This is a genomic window from Dyadobacter sp. 3J3, assembly GCF_009801115.1.
Classification (GTDB): Bacteria; Bacteroidota; Bacteroidia; order Cytophagales; family Spirosomataceae; genus Dyadobacter.
On record NZ_VTOL01000011.1, the window covers coordinates 132,422 to 150,402 of the forward strand.

A 17,981-nucleotide genomic window follows, 5' to 3' on the forward strand; every position below is an offset into this window, starting at 1 on the left:
TATGAAAGATAACATAGCATGTAAGCCAACTGGCATAGTATTTATTGTCATGGCTACTGGCTGGTAAACACTCAAATTCCGGTTTGTAGATATGAATGAAGTAAATACAAGAAAAAGAACGCTTGGTGTAAATTTTAATATCAATGGGTTGGCAAATGCGGTGCTCTGGGCTCCTGATGCAGAGCACGTGGAAATTCTTCTCATTTTCCAAAATATAAAAATACCGCTGGTTCGTGAAGAATATGGCTATTGGATACTGGAAACGGATTTATTGTCACCGGAAGATCAGTATTGGTTTGTACTGAACGGAGTAAAATCGCTTGCGGATCCGGCGTCTTTATCCCAGCCGGAAGGGGTGCATGGCCCTTCAAAAGCCATTGATCTCAATGCTTATAAATGGACAGATACGAACTGGAAAAATATTCCTTTAAAAGAATTTATTACCTACGAGCTTCATACAGGAACATTCACACCAAACGGAACATTCGCTTCTATGGAAGCAAAACTGGATTATCTGGTCGATCTGGGCATTACGGCTGTGGAGCTCATGCCTGTTTCACAATTTTCCGGTGAAAGAAACTGGGGCTATGATGGCGTTTTTCCATTTTGTGTGCAGCATTCTTATGGTGGAGCGCAGGCTTTGCAGCATTTGGTGAATGTTTGTCACCAGAAAGGGTTGGCTGTGATTTTGGATGTGGTTTATAACCATATCGGTCCGGAAGGGAATTGTCTCGGAGAATTTGCTCCCTATTTTACAGATAAATACAGTACACCCTGGGGCAAAGCGATTAATTTCGACGATGCCTGGTGCGACGGTGTGCGACTTTTTTTTATTGAAAATGCATTAATGTGGTTCCGCGATTTTCATATTGACGCACTTAGAATGGATGCCGTTCATGCCATAAAAGATTTCAGTCCGGTCCATATTTTACAGGAAATCAAACAACAGGTAGATTTCTTGGAGCAAGAAAGCGGCCGTTGTCATTACCTTATTGTTGAGCTGGATTTGAACGATACTCGTTTTATAAATACTGTTGATAAGGGAGGATATGGGATGAATGCCCAGTGGGTTGATGAGTTTCACCACGCCCTGCGCGTAAGTTCCGGACAAGAAAAATCCGGTTATTATTCAGATTTTAATGGTATCCAATCCCTTGCAAAAGCGTATAGGGATGCTTACGTATATGATGGAGCGTATTCAGATCACCGGAAGAAAAAATTCGGAATAAAAGCCAAGGAAAATACAGGAGAGCAATTTGTTGTTTTTTCTCAAAATCACGACCATGTCGGAAATCGTATGTTGGGTGAACGGACGAGTGAGCTTGTAAGTTTTGACATGCAAAAGCTCATGGCAGGAGCTGTCTTGGCTAGTCCTTATCTTCCAATGCTGTTTATGGGAGAAGAATACAGCGAGACCGGAAGGTTTCAATATTTCGTAAGTCACACAGATACGGAACTGGCGGAAGCCGTCAGGAAAGGCAGGAAAAAAGAATTTCAGGCTTTTCATATGGCCGGAGAGGCGCCTGACCCCATGGGCGTGGAAGCATTTGAAAAATCTAAGCTTCATTGGGATCTTATCGAAAAACCTCCGCATAATACCATGCTGGCTTATTATAAAAAGCTGATCGAAATCCGTAAAAATCAATCTGCATTAAGTGTTTTAAACCGAAAAGATTTAGATGTAGAATGTTTTGAAAATAAGGAAGTTATCATACTGCGACGTCAGCATAGGATCCAGGAGGTGATTGGTCTGATGAATTTTTCAAATAAGCCGCAGGATGTTCATGTAGCCGTGTATTCGCCTGTCTGGCACAAATTAATTGCCTCTTCGGATGTATTATGGAATGGATCAGAAGATTTGCCAGAAACACTTTCAGGAGAAATAACGCTGGTTTTACCAGCACAATCCTTCACCCTTTACACCAATCAGTATGAATAATCCGATCGCTACCTATCGATTTCAATTCCAGAAAGAATTCAATTTAGAAGATTTTGAAGAGATCATTCCTTACCTTCAAAAACTTGGTGTGAGTACCATTTACGCCTCACCGATATTCAAATCAACGTCTGGAAGTACACACGGATATGATGGGGTCAATCCCAATGAAATTGACCCTGAAATAGGCAGTGAAGAGCATTTGAAACGTATCAGTACAAGATTAAAGGAAACTGAAATATCCTGGCTGCAAGACATTGTTCCGAATCACATGGCTTTTCATCCGGAAAATCCCTGGCTGATGGATGTGCTTGAAAAGGGAAAGCAATCAGTTTATGCAACTTTTTTTGATATCGCCTGGAACAGCCGGCTTTTTCAGGGAAAACTGATGGTCCCTTTTCTTGAATCAGATCTTAATGAAGTTTTGGAAGATGGAAAGGTCACAATCGAATTTGTTTCCGGCCGTTTTGTATTACAATATTCAGACAATATTTATCCGCTGAATCCGGCGTCGTATTTAACGATTCTGATAAGTGAAGAAAATGCACAGAATCAATCTTTACAACAGCTTTTGTCCCAAATTAAGGAAATAACGGATGTTGAAGAGCCCAGGGTTTTTTCTGAAAGATGGAATGAACTGGTCTTGCAGCTTACTTCTTTGTCGGAAAATGAACTGGTGAAAAATGTTATTGAGAAATCGTTGAAAGCGGTTAATAAGGATAAGGAAAGGCTTAAAAGTATTGTAGGTAGCCAGACTTACGCGTTATGTAATTGGCAAAAAACGGATGAACAAATCAATTTCAGACGGTTTTTTACTGTCAACGGGTTGATTTGCCTGAACATCCAGGACGAAAATGTCTTTAATGAATACCACAAACTGATAAAAACGCTTATTGCTGATGGCGTTTTTCAGGGTATCAGAATCGATCATATTGACGGACTTTACAACCCGGCCGGATATCTTGACCAGCTTCGTGAACTGGCAGGTGAGGATACCTATGTGGTTGTGGAAAAAATTCTTGAAAGTGGCGAAAATATGCCGAAATCCTGGCCGGTTGAAGGAACAACAGGGTATGAGTTTTTGTCATTTGTCAATAATCTGCTGACGAATAAATCAGGGGAAAAGGCTTTTACAGATTTCTATCGGGAAATGACAAAAAGTAATGTGAATCCATTGGATCAGCTTCGACAAAAAAAATCAAATATTCTTTACGATTCCATGGCTGGGGAACTTGAAAACCTTTTCCAGCTATTTGTCGAACTGAACCTTGCCGATCCTGAAAAAGTAGATGAAATTGGTAAAGACAAACTAAAAAATACAATTGGCGAATTTCTGATTCACTGTCCGGTCTATCGTTATTATGGTAACACTTTACCGCTTGATGAAAAGGAATCGGGGGCTGTGAAAAACATTTTGGAGGAGGTGAAATCAATTCATCCGCAGTTTGAAGATGCTGTTTCTTTATTGGAAGAAATTCTTTTGGAGAAACCTGCAAAAGCGGACGAAGATTACAAAATCCGGATACTGGAATTTTACCAGCGTTGTATGCAATTCACGGGTCCATTGATGGCAAAAGGCGGGGAAGATACTTTAATGTATACTTACAATCGTTTTATTGGCCATAATGACGTTGGTGATTCCCCGGAGAATTTCGGATTGTCGGTAGATGATTTTCATCAAAAAATGAAACAACGTAAAAATGAATGGCCGCTTTCTTTAAATACAACATCAACACATGATACAAAAAGGGGAGAAGATGTTCGTGCGCGTCTGAATGTTTTGACAGATCTTCCCCAGCCCTGGTTTGAACATGTCCGGGAATGGCAGAAATTAAATGCGCCTTTGCGTGAAAAATTTTCTGCGCCTGATCTTAACGACGAATATTTAATTTACCAAACCTTGCTTGGCGCGTTTCCTATGCCTGGCGAAGATGAGGACGATTTTCCTGAGCGCCTTGGAGAATATCTGCAAAAAGCATTGCGGGAGGCAAAAACGCATACAACGTATGCAGAGCCTAATGAAGCGTATGAAGAAGGTACCAAAAAATTCGCTTTGGAATTATTAAAAAAGGAAAGTACTTTTTGGGAGCAATTTACTTTGTTTCATCATAAAACCGCCAACGCGGGTATCGTAAATTCCCTTGCTCAGGTATTGTTAAAATTTACTTGTCCGGGTATTCCTGATGTGTATCAGGGATGTGAATTGTGGGATTTCAGTCTGGTTGATCCTGATAACAGAAGGCCGGTCGATTTCAATAAAAGGCAGCAATTCTTGGCTGACTTTGAAAATTACGAAGATCAGCCGCGACTTTTGGAAAAGTTATGGGAAAACCGTCATAATGCCCAGATAAAACTTTGGCTTACAAATCAGTTATATCAAATAAGAAAAGAAAATCCGGCGCTTTTTTCGGAAGGAAATTATGTAAGTCTGGATGTGGAAGGCGCTTACAAAAATCATGTTCTGGCCTTTGCACGGATTTATAAACAAACGGTTTTGATCACAATTGTGCCCTTGCATACCGCGATTATCTGTGAGGAGCAAAAGCAGGAATTGTTGGACATTGACTGGAAGGATACCATCGTCACACTTCCGGCGGATGTGAATTCCGGATTTTGTAATTTGTTTACCAAGATAAAAACAGAATATCAGGATCAGATACCGGTTTCGGAATTGTTCAAAAGTTTTCCAGTAGCCATTTTAAAAGGGGCGAAAATACAAAATGAAAGAAGCGCTGGTGTTTTGATGCATGTCACCTCCCTGGCTTCGCCATTTGGAATTGGGGATCTGGGCAAGGAAGCTTTTGCTTTCGCTGATTTTTTAAACCGCAGCAATCAGCGGTTCTGGCAATTTCTGCCCTTAAATCCTACCGAAGCTGCCCAGGGAAATTCGCCTTATAGTGCGCTTTCAAGCCGTGCAGGAAATCCTACCCTGATCAGTCCGGAACTTTTAAAGGCAGAAGGTCTTTTGGAAGATGTTGACCTTTCAGAATATGAGCTTCCACAGGAAGGGAAAACGGATTATGAGAAGTCAGAAAAGCTCAAACTCGAAATTCTGGAAAAAGCATACGCCGGTTTTGATATCAGGAAAGGAGTATTTCCAACGGAGGCATTTGATGCGTTTTGTGAAGAAAACAGCGAATGGCTAAACGATTTCGCCTTGTATATGGTATTAAGGAAGCAGCACGGGGGGCAGCCATGGATTGCATGGGAGGAATCATACAAACTACGTGATCCTGAAAAACTGCAAAATTTACAAGAATCGGAAGCGGACCAGATCCAGTTTGTTAAATGGGTACAATATGTTTTTGATAAACAATGGAAAGCACTTCGATTGTATTGCAATGAGCGCGACATAAGTTTAATGGGCGATTTGCCATTTTATGTAAGCTACAATTCTGCGGACGTATGGGCACACCGTGACCTTTTTCTTTTGAATAGTGAGGGGGAAATTACCGGGATCGCGGGCGTTCCTCCTGATTCTTTTTCAAATGACGGTCAACTTTGGGGGATGCCGGTATTCAATTGGGAAGCTTTAAAAGAACAGAAATATCAATGGTGGGTCGACCGTTTGAGGAAAAATACTGAGCTTTATGATATCGTCCGACTCGATCATTTCCGCGCTTTTGCAGATTATTGGGAGGTGCTGGGAGGTGAAAAAACTGCTGTGAATGGAACCTGGAAACTCGGACCGGATGCTGAATTTTTCAAAACAATCAAGACTGCACTGGGTAGTCTGCCTTTTGTGGCAGAAGATCTGGGGAAAAGTAGTCCCGCCGTTTTTCGATTGAGAGATCAGTTTGAACTTCCGGGAATGAAAGTGTTACAATTTGCATTTGAAGAAAACATGCCGGGATCAGACTTTATTCCTCATAATTATTCCAAAAACTTCATTGTGTACACGGGTACCCACGATAATAACACAACGCTTGGCTGGTTCAGAAAAGATACCGACGAAGGAACACGTTCCCGACTGGAAGAATATCTGGGATATCCAATAACAGAAAATAATATCAACGAAGCGATGGCCAGACTTGCCTTTGGATCCGTAGCTAAAACAGCCATTCTCCCGGTTCAGGATGTTTTAAATCTGAATGAAAATTCTAAAATGAATAGTCCCGGATCCAGTGAGAATAACTGGGCATGGCGACTCTTACCCGGACAATTGACAAGACAGGCGGAAAGAAAATTAAAACACTGGACAGCTTTGTATAACCGCAGTTAACAAATTTAAAATAACACCTGAGGAAAATAATATCAGGGAACAGTTTTTTTGTGTTAGCCGGAGTTGAAAGATGATTCAGCATCGGCAATTTTCTAAGAAACTTTACTAAATATTTCTCACAATTTTTTATTTTAAACGTATATATCAGCATATTGAAATATGCCTGATATATACGGTATCTGGTGTTTAATCTTGAAAAAATTAAAGGATTACGGCCCAAAGGGCATTTTATTTACTGTCCGGTGTAATGGTACGGTTTTTGGAGATGGCTTTCAATGTTAAAGTTTTAACCTTTTGTTTAACCTTTCTGTCATCAAAAAATGGAAGTTAAAAGTTCGCACCGAAGAAAGAAAAAAGCAGCATGGATTTTTGGAGGTTTTATTATGCTGATTATTATCATAAGACTGATTCTTCCTTATGTCGTTCTTCATTTGGTCAATAAAAACCTTGCTACGATGAAGGGGTATTATGGACATGTTCAGGATATTGATCTTTCGATTATCCGTGGTGCCTACAAGATTGACAGTATTTACCTTGACAAAAAGGATACCATTACTTTAAAACAAACTCCGTTTTTTGGTGCTTCCGTTATAAATCTTTCCGTTGAATGGAAATCTCTTTTTCACGGCTCTATTGTTGGTGAAGTGGTTCTAAATAAACCGATGGTGCGTTTTACGAAGGATAAAGTTGAGCCGAAAGATGTAGCTCGCGACTCCTCCGCTTTAAAGAAATTACTTGATTCCTTCATGCCTTTGCAGATCAACCGGTGTGAAGTAAATCAGGGCAGGATTGTTTACATCGATCCGGGTTCAAAACCCGCTGTTGATCTTCAGATGACGAATGTGCACATACTGGCTGAAAATTTGCGAAACAGTTACGATTCGACGGTTGTATTACCCGCATCGGTTGTTGCAGACGCCACGATTTATGATGGAAAACTAACGTTTAACGCCAAGGCAAACCCACTGGCGGACGATCCGACTTTTGACATGAGCGCAGAATTGAAAAATACAAATCTTGTAAAATTAAATGATTTTTTTCAGGCCTATGCTAAGATTGACGTGAACAAAGGCTCCTTCGGGTTATATACTGAAGTGGCGGCAAAGGATAAAAAATTTGCAGGTTACGTAAAGCCTTTTTTGAAAGATCTTGATGTTTTGGGAAAGGAGGACCGTAAGGATAATCTGTTGCAAAAAATGTGGGAAGGTCTTGTTGGAACAGTGGGAGTGATTTTGAAAAACCAGCGTAAAGATCAGATTGCCACAAAGATACCTTTTCAGGGTGATCTGGATAGTCCGAGAACCAATGTGTGGTATGCACTAGCCAATATTTTACAAAATGCTTTTATTCATGCCTTACAACCCTCGATTGATAATGATATCAGTATAGGTTCAGTCCAATCAAAGTCGGATGATAAGAAGACTTTTTTGCAGAAAATTTTCTCAAAAGACGATAAGGATAAAGAAGAAAAAAATAAAGATAAAGAGAAGAAAAAAGAGGCTAAGAAAATAGAAAAGAATAAAAAAGACAAAGAGAAAAAAGAAGATAAAAAGAAATAAAATCTAGAAATTATGAGCAAGCAAAAATTTAATGAGGGTGCGTGGGTAAAGGAGCAAACCGGTACCAAAGGTATGACTGTCGTTCGCTATGTTTCAGAGCAGGATTCTGAATCAGCAACTGTGGTTTGTAGATATGCTGATGAAGACGGTCACGATGTGGAAGGAGAATTTTTGGAAGCTGATCTGGTTTCCCTTTAAATTTATTTTGGCAAACAAGTTATTTGGGAAGATTTTTAAATGTAATTTTAATTTCTTTGTGTCAGATAATTTTCTGGCATCCATTCAGAAATATGGGTCGTTATATGATTCATTTTGAAAAATTAGAATAACCGATAATATTGGCAGGAATGCCTTACTATCTTTATTGATTGGTACGTAAGTCATTGAAAATTTGTTAGTTGCTCTTTTGTTAGGTATGATTTTTTGATGTATGTTTTTGCAAATAATTCGCATAACTTAAATCACATAAAATGAAAACGATCCTTAAAACAATTTCAATGGCTGGCTTATGTCTGCTGTTGAGCGTGACTGCTTGTAACAGTAAGAAAAATGAAACAACCAGCAGCGACACTGCAACCATGGGAACATCGGCGGATGGCAATATGGGAGGTGTTCCGTCAGATTCTACAATGATGATGGATTCTACAAAAATGGATTCTACTAAAATGTAATTTGATAAACCGGAAACTGTACAATGACTGAATTCCAAAAGGAAAATCAGAATTTTCGATAAACTTATAATTATTTCAATGATTAATTCTGGTATCTCTTACAATTTGCCGGGTACAGTTTCCGGTGTTTTTTTTTCAAAAAAGGATGCGGATATGGCTTATCATTCGCTTCTGAAACTTGGTCATACGCATGATGATATTTCGGTGTTGATGTCGGACGAAACTTTAAATAAGTACGAAAGGCCGCATCCCGAAAACGAAGAAGAATTTGTAACTTCCGAAGAAGTAATAGAGAATGAACTTCCTGAGCAAAAAACCAGGGGCGTTATTGTAAGTGCCATCATTTCAATAACATCCATGATATCCATTCCCGGTTTGGGTATTGCAATTTCTAATACATTTTTAAAGAAAATTTATAACCTGACTACGGAAGACTCTTCCGAAAAAACAGTTGAAGGAATTTTGAGTTCCAGCGTTCCCGAAGAACATACCGGTTCATATGGTGATAGCATGAAAGAGGGCGGAATTATAATAAGCGTTGATCCGAAAAATTCTCAGGAGAAAAAAGCCATTGTCAAAAATTTCAGGGAGAACAACGGACAGGATATTTTAGGAGATGACGGTTATACTGAATTTTAATATGAACCAGAGGTTGCGAAACCTCCGGTTATGACCCCAGGTCGGGAACTATAAAACTGTATTATGGTCATTGGAAAAAATTCTCTGACCATTATTTTTTTCAAAGGCTTCCATAATTTCTACTTTATCCAGGGCATTTTTTGGGCTTACGCTTATCATAACGCCACCCTCCTGAATAGAATTTTCGTAATATTCTTTGTGCTCATCGGGATAGCCTGTTGTCCCGATAATTGCTCCGATTGTACCTCCTGCAATACTGCCTGCCGCTGCTCCGGTCAATCCTGCCAATAATGGGCCCATTAATACAAGACCAAAACCAGGTAGTGCCAAATTGGAGCCGATGGCGGCAATGGCACTTACAATAGCTCCGGCCGTGCCACCCAGCAAAGCACCGCGGCCAGCATCTTCCAGGGTATGCGATGTTTCTACACTTTCATCTTCTATCTTAAGAAAATGTCCCTTATGGGTAACCTCGGACATAACAACGGAAATATTTTCGCGGGTGTAACCTTTATCCAGCAAAGCCTCATAGGCTCCATCGGCGTCGGCGATAGTAAGAAAAATGCCGGTTACTCTGCTATTTATTATTGTATTCGAGTCCATAATTTCAGTTTTATATCAAATAATATAATGAATAACACAACTACCATGCCATCAGTATTTGCCGGGAATGGTAATTTAATTGCCGGGCACTTGCAATAGGTACCTAGCTAAGGAATAGCATTCATAAAATCCTGAAATTAGCTAGATAAGCATTCAGGATTTTACATTGAAATGGCTGGCATGATAATTGCAAATGCATCAATTGTAATTCTCTTTAATAAAAAATAAGAATATGAAAATGCAATGGATTGTTAACACGCTGGGTATAATGCTAATATCCCTAACGTTGTCCGCACAGGTGGTTTCAAAGGATTCCTTAAATACTTTAAAACAGGAAAAGGAATCGCTTGAAATAAGCAAAAAGCTGAACGAAAGAAAGATTGAGTTGGCAAAACTTGAAAATCAGTTGGCTGAAAAAACAGCAGAGGTTTCTAAAACGGCTGAACAAGCTCAGAAATCTGCTGATGAAAATGGTAAACAAGCTGCAAATCTTGCTAATGATGCGCAGGACAGAAAACTTGCAAAGAGAGCACGTCAAAGTGCAAACTCGGCAGAAAAGGATGCCAAACGCGCGCGTAGAGCATCCGATGATCTTGAAAGCCTGAAAAAGGATATTGAATCATTGAGAAGCAAAATTTCTGATGATGAATCCAAATTGGCACCGAAGAATTAGTAAAATCAGAAGTAAATAATCAACGATTTGAAATATTGAAATGGTCCGGAGAAATCCGGACTTTTTTGTAAATTTTGGTTTGAAAAACGACTACGGATATGAAGCCTTATCATGAACGAATAACGGACAGTAAATTTCGTGTGGCTGTTGATTTGATTGATGAGGGAGAGATCGAAAATCTTGAAAAGTATCTTGTACAAAATCCGGAAGTTGTTCATCAGCGTGTGCTGTTTGACGAGAAGGGATATTTTAGCAATCCCGGACTTTTAGAATTTATAGCAGAAAATCCTGTTCGTCATGGAAAACTACCTCAGAATATTGTTGAAATTGCACGTGTAATTCTTGAAGCCGGGGCGAAAAAAAATCAGCAGCAAATTGATTATACGCTTGGCCTGGTAAGTTCAGGAAAGGTAGTGAGAGAATGTAACCTACAAATTCCGCTCATTAATCTGCTTTGCAACTATGGAGCAGACCCTGATCAGGCAACATTGCCAGCCCTGGCGCATGGCGAGTTTGAGGCAACAGAAGCTTTGGTTAAGAACGGCGCAAAAATTAATCTGCCACTCGCAGCAGCAACGGGAAGGTTAGCTGATTTTGAAAATCTGTTTATTTTGTCCAACCCAACAGAACGTCATCTTGCAGTTGCATTTGCAGCGCAACATGGAAGAGCAGAAATTTTAAAAATTCTGCTTCAAAACGGCCTAAGGTCAGACAGGTATAATCCAAAGGGTGCGCATGACCATTCGACACCTTTACATCAGGCCGTTATTAGTGGAAATCTTGAAATTGTGAAACTACTTGTAGCCTCGGGAATGCGACTTGATTTGAAAGATAAAATCTACCACGGAACTGCGCTTGACTGGGCGGTTTATGGGAAGTTTACAGAAATTGAAAATTATCTGCGTACAGTTGAAAATATTTGATGTGCCTATCCGGGTATAAACTTAACAGGGGGATCTTACCATAATAGAAACCGAAAATTCCCGGTTTTACGAAAATATATCCAAATAAACCATCAGCCTAAAAATATGAAAATCGTAAATTTTACATTTCTGTTTTTGTTACTCTGTACCCTGACTTTCGCACAATCAGGAAAAGTTTTTGATAATTTATCGCTGCCGAGCAAGCTTTTAAAGTCGGAAAGAAAATATGCCATTTATCTTCCTCCGGATTATGCCACTTCCGAACGAAGTTATCCGGTTCTGTATTTGCTTCATGGCGCTGGTGATAATCATACGGGTTGGGTACAATTTGGCGAGGTTTTGAATATTACCGACAAGGCAATCCGTGATGGTTTGGCAACGCCGATGATCATCGTCATGCCGGATGCAGATACCGGTAGGAGGGGATATTTCAATGATGTAAAAGGAGATTGGGCCTATGAAGATTTTTTCTTTCAGGAGCTGATGCCTGCGGTTGAAAAGAAATACAGAATTAAAACCGAAAAACGTTTCCGTGCTGTGGCCGGTTTGTCCATGGGAGGCGGTGGGAGTTTTATGTATGCCTTGCATCATCCCGAGCTTTTTTCATCAGCTTGCCCATTGAGTGCTTACACGGGTCCGATCACGCTGGAAGATGCGCGCAAAAATATGTTAAAAGCGAACCCGGAAATCCAGGATTCTACGATACAAAATTATTTCAACCGTCATAATGCGCTGGCTCTGATTGATAAAATGCCGGACGCACAAAAGAAAGCCGTTCGCTGGTATATCGATTGCGGCGACGATGATTTTTTGTTTGAAGGAAATAGTCTTGCACATATTGCTATGAGAAAAAAAGAAATTCCTCACGAATTCCGCATACGTGACGGCGCACATAACTGGACATACTGGCGTGACGCCCTTCCGACTGTGCTGCAATTTGTTTCGCAGGGTTTTCACCAATACTAAACAGACAACCGTTCTGAAATAAATATTCCATGAGTCATGAAATTCTGCCTGGGATCAAACAATTTGATCTGACTGGTAAAAGTGCAATTATTACCGGAGGTTCGCGTGGATTGGGTTACGCCATGGCAGCAGGACTTGCTTCCGCCGGGGCTGATCTAATGCTTGTAAACAGAAATGGCGATGAAGGGAAAATTGCAGCTCAGCGGCTGGAATCGGACTATGGAACCAAAGTAATTTCGTACATAGCGGACATTACAATCGAGTCCGAAGCAGAAGCAATGGCGGAAGCTGCATTTAAAACTTTTGGGAAAATTGATATTCTAATCAATAGCGCCGGGATCAATATCCGCGGCGCTATTGATGAATTGTCCTATGAAGATTTTACCAAAGTAATGAATGTAAATGTCAATGGAACCTGGCTCAGTTCCCGTGCTGTGACACCTTTCATGAAAAAAAATGGAAGCGGCCGGATCATAAATCTGGCCAGTACTTTGGGCCTTATCGGTCTGGCAAACCGTACGCCTTATACTGCCAGCAAGGGAGCCGTTGTCAATATGACAAGAGCGCTGGCAATTGAGCTTGCACCTTTTAATATTATGGTCAACGCTATTTGTCCAGGCCCATTTTTGACAGCCATGAACATTCCGATTAAAGACAGCGAAGATGCGCGGAAAATTGTTTTGGGTGCCACGGCATTAGGCCGTTGGGCCGAATTGCGGGAAATCCAGGGTGCTGCTATTTTCCTGGCCAGTGAAGCTGCAAGTTATATGGTAGGTTCAATTTTAACGGTTGATGGCGGTTGGACTGCAAAATGATTCGAAGCCAGAACAAAAATATTATAAACTCCTTTCTACCTCAAACGGTATTTTTTTATTTGTTAAAACTTACCTGTTCCACAAATGGGTAATTTCAAATCATTTTATTTAGATTTTTTCCTTCTCCATGCCACAACTATTTCAAATGTGGCGTATTCTTTTTTGTAAAGCGCTCAACACGATTATTTGATTTTTTCTTAATCAGGCATAATTATTTTATTCTATCAAATTCTAACAAGGGATCATAATGAATATTTTATGGATATGGTATTCGTTTTATTCTTATTTTATTTGGCACAAGGTTGATTTTGCCAAATTTTGAGGTTTTCATTTGTCAGTGAAGGTTTAAAAGATTTGTGTGAATAGTATAGTAAATTGACATGCTTGCTTAAGAGTTTATTGTGCTTTTTATTAATAAATAGTACCCCATTTGTTGTTGCATATTTAATAATCGTTATGGAAAATTTGGAAAGAGACAATGTCTTTCGGGAAGAGATTTCCGAAGCTTCCGACTTTAAGTTTGGGAGTAAAGTGGTGAAAGTTTTTGATGATATGGTGAACCGATCGGTGCCACATTATGGAGAAATTCAAAGAATGGTCGCCGAATTGGCTGCGGATCATGCGCAAAAAGGAAGTTTAGTTTATGATCTGGGCTGTTCTACCGGTACCACCATGATTGGATTGAATGCGCTGGTTCCTGAGGATATTTCTTTCGTAGGTATTGATGAGTCTGATGAAATGCTGGTAAAATGTGATGCCAAATTGCGCGAATCAGAATTTTCCCGTTCGTACGAATTACGTGCTGCTGATCTTCACGGCGATCTTAACATTGATAATGCTTCCGTAGTTATACTTTGTCTCACGTTACAATTCCTCCGTCCGATACATCGGAAAAAATGTCTGGAAAATATTTATAACGGTTTAAATCCCGGCGGAACTTTAATTCTGGTAGAAAAAATTTTAGCAGAGGACAGTCTATTTAATCGTGATTTTATCAAGTACTATTATGATTATAAACGGCGCAACAGTTACAGCGACCTTGAAATTTCACAAAAAAGAGAAGCGCTGGAAAATGTTTTAATTCCCTATAAACTTTCAGAAAATACGTTTTTGCTTGAAGAAGTGGGGTTTGCGCACTGCGAAACTTTTTTTAAATGGTACAATTTTGCCGGAATCATAGCTCATAAAAAATGATCACAATAGGAAATTTCTTTTTCAGGTTTAGAAACGTTTTGTTTATTTTCCTTTATCTGCTGCTGTTTTTACCTTCGCCGGATATTTTTACCAAAGCGCGGTTTGGAGAGAATTATCATATCTGGCCAATAGCGATTGGTTTACTGGTAACAATTTTGGGAGAAGCAATCCGTGGTGCAACTATCGGGTTGGCCTACATTATTCGTGGAGGCAAGGATAAAAAAGTACATGCTGAGAATTTGGTTACTGAGGGGATTTTCAAACATTGCCGGAATCCGCTTTATGTCGGAAATATCCTGATGTTGCTTGGCGTAGGCATTCTTTCCAATTCATGGATTTATCTGGGTATCGTATTTCCTATTTTCCTTTTTATTTATCAATCTATTGTCATGGCGGAGGAAAATTTTCTCCAAAATAAATTTGGCTTTGAATTTGTAAATTATTGCCGTCGTGTAAACCGTTGGGTTATTAATCTCGATGGCATTGAATCCACATTTTCTGAAATGAAATTCAATTACAAAAGATGGATTTTAAAGGAATATAATACCTTATTCATCTGGCTTGCAGGTATTGCGGCTATCATATTGTTTGAATATGAACATCTGGTTCCTGATCCGGATATTCGAATAGGTATTTTTCTGTCGATTTTTGTTGCGCTTGGGATTGTCTATTGTTATGTACGATATTTGAAAAAATCCGGCAAAATGACGGATAGAATTGGTTAGAAAACGGAAGTCGTTAAAAAGATATTCCGGTAGGACTTAAAAGTCTCGTAGCCAAATCCAACGGCAGAGCCGTTTCCTGTTTATAGAAAGATCGCTTTTGGGTATAAATCCCAGCTCCATCGGAGCTTCCTGAAATTATCCAGGAAGCTCCGATGGAGCTGGGAGAATTGCATTTCAGATTGTTTTGCTGTAAACAGGAAGCTCCGATGGAGCTTTGGAAATCATCAATTTTTATTTAAATAGACTTTAAGAGGCAATTCTCAGGTCATTTTTAGCTACTCAATTCATCAAATAAATCATTTATTCCAAAAACGGGTTATTTTTGCCATAATCACCTAACAAAAAGCAAAACACATATGAAGCTTTTGCTCATAGAAGATGAACCCAGCGTAATATCACTCATTCAAAGAAGTTTATCTGCGGCAGGTCATGAAATTACGGTTGCAATGGATGGGAAGTCGGGGTTGGAAATGGCTCATAAACACCAGTTCGATCTGATAATTCTGGATTTGATGTTGCCTGTAATGAATGGGATGGAAGTTTGCAGAAATATCAGAAATTCAAATTCTTCAACGCCCGTCCTGATGTTGACAGCACTGGGCACTACGGAGAATATAGTTTCAGGACTGGACGCCGGTGCAGACGATTACATGACAAAACCCTTCAAACTGGCAGAACTTGAAGCACGGATCCGTACCTTAACCAGACGCACAAAAGAGCCTGAAAAGGAATCGAGCACCGATTTGCTGAGAATGGGCGATTTGATTTTGGATAAAATTACCAAAACAGTAACCCGCAATAATCAACCCATTACAGTGACGGCAACAGAATTCCGTTTGCTGGAATTTCTTCTTTCCAATCCAAACAAGGTTCTCAACCGTATGGAAATTCTGGAAAATGTGTGGGACATTAATTTTAACCTCGGTACAAATGTTGTAGATGTTTACATCAACTATCTGCGCAAAAAGATAGATAAAAATAGTTCCGTTAAATTGATTCATACTGTTTTCGGAATGGGATATGTGATGCGACAGACTTATGAAGATCCAAAATAAAATTGTACTTATTTTTACAATACTGACGGCCGGAATCATTTTTTCGCTCAGTATTTTCCTGTACATTTTTACGTCGGACAGTATAGCGGCAAGTTTCTATCACCGGCTTGAAGTGCGGGCAAAACTCGTAGGACATGCAGCGCTTCAAAAAGATAAATCGCAGACATCCATTTATTACGATATCAAAGAAAAACACCTTGGCGATCTCCCTTATGAACAACATCACATTATTTGGAAAAATGATTTAAAAAAGGCAGATAGTTTAAAGAAGAAACTACCCATGCCGCAGACGTTTTATGATGAAATAATAAGGAAACAACCTGCGCGATTTTTTGAAAATGATACTTCCTACGTTGGGATGAATATTACGCAGTCGGGAGAAAATATCATAGTCCTTTCTTCTGCTGTTGATCTTTATGGCTTGGAGGAAATGGAAAACCTTAAAAATCTTCTCACCACAGGTTTTCTGATTTCACTTTTATTTGTCTTCACGTTTGGGAAATTATTTTCCGTTCAGATTTTTAGTCCAATCCGGCGAATCATTCGGAATGTCAAGGGGATAAGTGCACATAATCTTAACCAGCGTTTGGCAGTGGATTCCAATAAAGACGAGATTTCAGATCTTGCTGCCACATTCAATGACATGCTGGACAGACTGGAAATTACTTTTGATATCCAGAATAATTTTGTGAGCAATGCCTCTCATGAATTTAGAACGCCACTAACAATTATCAGCGGCGAATCCCAACTTAATCTTTCTGATTCAGCTATTTCTGAAACTGTTAAAGAATCGTTTCGAACAATTTTTCGTGAATCCGAAAAGATGGAACATCTGACAAACAGTATGTTAAGTTTGGCTCAGACAGGTTTTGATGGTAAAAAGGAAAAATGGGAAGCGATCCGTATTGACGAACTAATGTTTTCTGTAAAAGAAACTTCGGACAAAATTATGCCGGGGAACAGTGTGGAAATTAATTTCGACGAGCTTCCTGAAAATGAACAAAAGCTCATTATTAATGGTAACGAAACGTTACTAAAAGCTGCGTTTTCTAATATTGTACTAAACAGCTGCAAATATTCAGACAACAAACCAGTACTGATCAAGATCAGAGCGGATGAAAAATACGTCATTGTTGAAATAACAGATCAGGGAATTGGGATACCTGACAGAGAAATGAGCCAGATTTTTGTTCCCTTTTTCCGCGCCTCTAATACTGGAAAATACAAGGGTTACGGCATAGGGCTGCCTTTGGCAAATAATATTATCAAACTGCATCAGGGTAACATTGTAGTAGAAAGTGAGGTGGGTGTTGGTACACGTTTTAGTATTTATCTGCCCACCGAAGTTTAGATCTTCTTATCCCATTTTAATATTCTTATAAGATTTTAATAATTCCCTCATCGGATTATAATCTCGTTTTTAACTGGTGCTAATCCGCCGGCTGTAACATTGTAACATCAAATTATTGATCAAATACATTGTGTTACAAAACGATAGGATTATGAAAACGATAATAATAGTGAGTGATTTCAGTGTGGAATCTTTTCAGGTTGCAGAAAAAATTGTAAGCAATTCCGCAGAACCCATAAGAATTCTTTTTACCCACTTGTTTCATGTTGCCGACGATATTCAGGATCTGCTTTTTTCAAATTATCGTAAAAAAGAGCATGAATTTGTTTCTCAGTCTTTTCAGCAGGATTGCGAAACGCTGAAATGTAATTTTCCGGATATTCTTAAAAGTATTAGGGTAGAATTTTTTTACGGCAGCAGGCTGGCCCTTTTTAAGAATTTCCTTGATTACAACCAGGCGGATTTTATCGCATTCTCTGAAAGTTATGGCATTCCAAAATTAGGAAAAAGCAGTATCGACGCTATGCCAGTAATTCGTAAATCCGGTATTCCACTTATCAATACGGACGAAATTAATATACAGATTTTTTCTGACATTGAAAATGCCCGATAATCAATTGGTTAGCACATTGTAAAATATTAATTCCAA

General features: G+C 39.3%; 16 protein-coding genes. 15 read left to right on the forward strand and 1 reads right to left on the reverse strand.

Features of this window, described 5'->3' with window-relative positions:
* Window positions 1-91: 91 nt before the first annotated feature.
* From treZ to FZF08_RS22720, 6 genes are all read left to right on the forward strand, one after another.
* Window positions 92-1,939, forward strand: a complete 1,848-nt coding sequence (gene treZ, locus FZF08_RS22695) for a malto-oligosyltrehalose trehalohydrolase (protein WP_159473806.1) — start codon at window positions 92-94, stop codon at window positions 1,937-1,939.
* Window positions 1,932-6,158 (forward strand): malto-oligosyltrehalose synthase, encoded by a 4,227-nt coding sequence (treY, locus tag FZF08_RS22700; protein WP_159473808.1) that lies wholly within the window; start codon window positions 1,932-1,934, stop codon window positions 6,156-6,158. Before treZ ends, treY begins: the two co-directional genes overlap by 8 nt.
* Window positions 6,159-6,478: 320 nt before the next feature.
* Window positions 6,479-7,717, forward strand: a complete 1,239-nt coding sequence (locus tag FZF08_RS22705) for a DUF748 domain-containing protein (protein WP_159473811.1) — start codon at window positions 6,479-6,481, stop codon at window positions 7,715-7,717.
* A gap of 12 nt (window positions 7,718-7,729) precedes the next feature.
* Entirely contained in the window at window positions 7,730-7,915 is a 186-nt protein-coding gene (locus tag FZF08_RS22710; protein ID WP_159473814.1) for a hypothetical protein, read from the forward strand.
* 272 nt (window positions 7,916-8,187) lie between these two features.
* Window positions 8,188-8,388: a hypothetical protein gene (locus tag FZF08_RS22715; RefSeq protein WP_159473817.1), complete on the forward strand. Its 201-nt coding sequence runs from the start codon at window positions 8,188-8,190 to the stop codon at window positions 8,386-8,388.
* A gap of 78 nt (window positions 8,389-8,466) precedes the next feature.
* A complete protein-coding gene (locus tag FZF08_RS22720) occupies window positions 8,467-9,027 on the forward strand; it encodes a hypothetical protein (protein ID WP_159473820.1) in 561 nt (186 codons plus the stop codon).
* Between the two features lie 48 nt (window positions 9,028-9,075).
* Here the strand turns inward: FZF08_RS22720 and FZF08_RS22725 are convergent, their stop codons facing one another.
* Window positions 9,076-9,630, reverse strand: coding sequence for a hypothetical protein (locus FZF08_RS22725; RefSeq protein WP_159473823.1), 555 nt, complete (start codon window positions 9,628-9,630; stop codon window positions 9,076-9,078).
* 268 nt (window positions 9,631-9,898) lie between these two features.
* On the opposite strand from FZF08_RS22725, the gene FZF08_RS22730 reads away from it, so the two are divergent.
* From FZF08_RS22730 to FZF08_RS22770, 9 genes are all read left to right on the forward strand, one after another.
* Window positions 9,899-10,303, forward strand: coding sequence for a hypothetical protein (locus FZF08_RS22730; RefSeq protein WP_229216652.1), 405 nt, complete (start codon window positions 9,899-9,901; stop codon window positions 10,301-10,303).
* Between the two features lie 98 nt (window positions 10,304-10,401).
* Window positions 10,402-11,226, forward strand: a complete 825-nt coding sequence (locus FZF08_RS22735; RefSeq protein WP_159473829.1) for an ankyrin repeat domain-containing protein — start codon at window positions 10,402-10,404, stop codon at window positions 11,224-11,226.
* A gap of 105 nt (window positions 11,227-11,331) precedes the next feature.
* Entirely contained in the window at window positions 11,332-12,192 is an 861-nt protein-coding gene (locus FZF08_RS22740; protein ID WP_159473832.1) for an esterase family protein, read from the forward strand.
* Between the two features lie 29 nt (window positions 12,193-12,221).
* Window positions 12,222-13,007: an SDR family NAD(P)-dependent oxidoreductase gene (locus FZF08_RS22745; protein ID WP_159473835.1), complete on the forward strand. Its 786-nt coding sequence runs from the start codon at window positions 12,222-12,224 to the stop codon at window positions 13,005-13,007.
* Between the two features lie 456 nt (window positions 13,008-13,463).
* Window positions 13,464-14,201 carry a carboxy-S-adenosyl-L-methionine synthase CmoA gene (gene cmoA, locus FZF08_RS22750; protein WP_159473838.1) on the forward strand — a complete coding sequence of 246 codons (738 nt, stop codon included), beginning with the start codon at window positions 13,464-13,466 and terminating at the stop codon, window positions 14,199-14,201.
* Window positions 14,198-14,926, forward strand: coding sequence for an isoprenylcysteine carboxylmethyltransferase family protein (locus tag FZF08_RS22755; protein WP_159473842.1), 729 nt, complete (start codon window positions 14,198-14,200; stop codon window positions 14,924-14,926). Before cmoA ends, FZF08_RS22755 begins: the two co-directional genes overlap by 4 nt.
* 356 nt (window positions 14,927-15,282) lie before the next feature.
* Window positions 15,283-15,981: a response regulator transcription factor gene (locus FZF08_RS22760; RefSeq protein WP_159473846.1), complete on the forward strand. Its 699-nt coding sequence runs from the start codon at window positions 15,283-15,285 to the stop codon at window positions 15,979-15,981.
* Entirely contained in the window at window positions 15,965-17,332 is a 1,368-nt protein-coding gene (locus tag FZF08_RS22765) for a HAMP domain-containing sensor histidine kinase (RefSeq protein WP_159473849.1), read from the forward strand. The genes FZF08_RS22760 and FZF08_RS22765 overlap by 17 nt, the downstream gene beginning before the upstream one ends.
* 151 nt (window positions 17,333-17,483) lie before the next feature.
* A complete protein-coding gene (locus FZF08_RS22770; RefSeq protein WP_159473852.1) occupies window positions 17,484-17,945 on the forward strand; it encodes a hypothetical protein in 462 nt (153 codons plus the stop codon).
* The last annotated feature ends 36 nt before the right edge of the window (window positions 17,946-17,981 follow it).

What these genes read in the sequence shown, in the direction of transcription:
- treZ (WP_159473806.1), top strand. Translation starts at nt 92, where the DNA reads ATGAATGAAGTAAATACAAGAAAAAGAACGCTTGGTGTAAATTTTAAT.
- treY (WP_159473808.1), top strand. Translation starts at nt 1,932, where the DNA reads ATGAATAATCCGATCGCTACCTATCGATTTCAATTCCAGAAAGAATTC.
- FZF08_RS22705 (WP_159473811.1), top strand. Translation starts at nt 6,479, where the DNA reads ATGGAAGTTAAAAGTTCGCACCGAAGAAAGAAAAAAGCAGCATGGATT.
- FZF08_RS22710 (WP_159473814.1), top strand. Translation starts at nt 7,730, where the DNA reads ATGAGCAAGCAAAAATTTAATGAGGGTGCGTGGGTAAAGGAGCAAACC.
- FZF08_RS22715 (WP_159473817.1), top strand. Translation starts at nt 8,188, where the DNA reads ATGAAAACGATCCTTAAAACAATTTCAATGGCTGGCTTATGTCTGCTG.
- FZF08_RS22720 (WP_159473820.1), top strand. Translation starts at nt 8,467, where the DNA reads ATGATTAATTCTGGTATCTCTTACAATTTGCCGGGTACAGTTTCCGGT.
- FZF08_RS22725 (WP_159473823.1), bottom strand. Translation starts at nt 9,630, where the DNA reads ATGGACTCGAATACAATAATAAATAGCAGAGTAACCGGCATTTTTCTT.
- FZF08_RS22730 (WP_229216652.1), top strand. Translation starts at nt 9,899, where the DNA reads ATGCTAATATCCCTAACGTTGTCCGCACAGGTGGTTTCAAAGGATTCC.
- FZF08_RS22735 (WP_159473829.1), top strand. Translation starts at nt 10,402, where the DNA reads ATGAAGCCTTATCATGAACGAATAACGGACAGTAAATTTCGTGTGGCT.
- FZF08_RS22740 (WP_159473832.1), top strand. Translation starts at nt 11,332, where the DNA reads ATGAAAATCGTAAATTTTACATTTCTGTTTTTGTTACTCTGTACCCTG.
- FZF08_RS22745 (WP_159473835.1), top strand. Translation starts at nt 12,222, where the DNA reads ATGAGTCATGAAATTCTGCCTGGGATCAAACAATTTGATCTGACTGGT.
- cmoA (WP_159473838.1), top strand. Translation starts at nt 13,464, where the DNA reads ATGGAAAATTTGGAAAGAGACAATGTCTTTCGGGAAGAGATTTCCGAA.
- FZF08_RS22755 (WP_159473842.1), top strand. Translation starts at nt 14,198, where the DNA reads ATGATCACAATAGGAAATTTCTTTTTCAGGTTTAGAAACGTTTTGTTT.
- FZF08_RS22760 (WP_159473846.1), top strand. Translation starts at nt 15,283, where the DNA reads ATGAAGCTTTTGCTCATAGAAGATGAACCCAGCGTAATATCACTCATT.
- FZF08_RS22765 (WP_159473849.1), top strand. Translation starts at nt 15,965, where the DNA reads ATGAAGATCCAAAATAAAATTGTACTTATTTTTACAATACTGACGGCC.
- FZF08_RS22770 (WP_159473852.1), top strand. Translation starts at nt 17,484, where the DNA reads ATGAAAACGATAATAATAGTGAGTGATTTCAGTGTGGAATCTTTTCAG.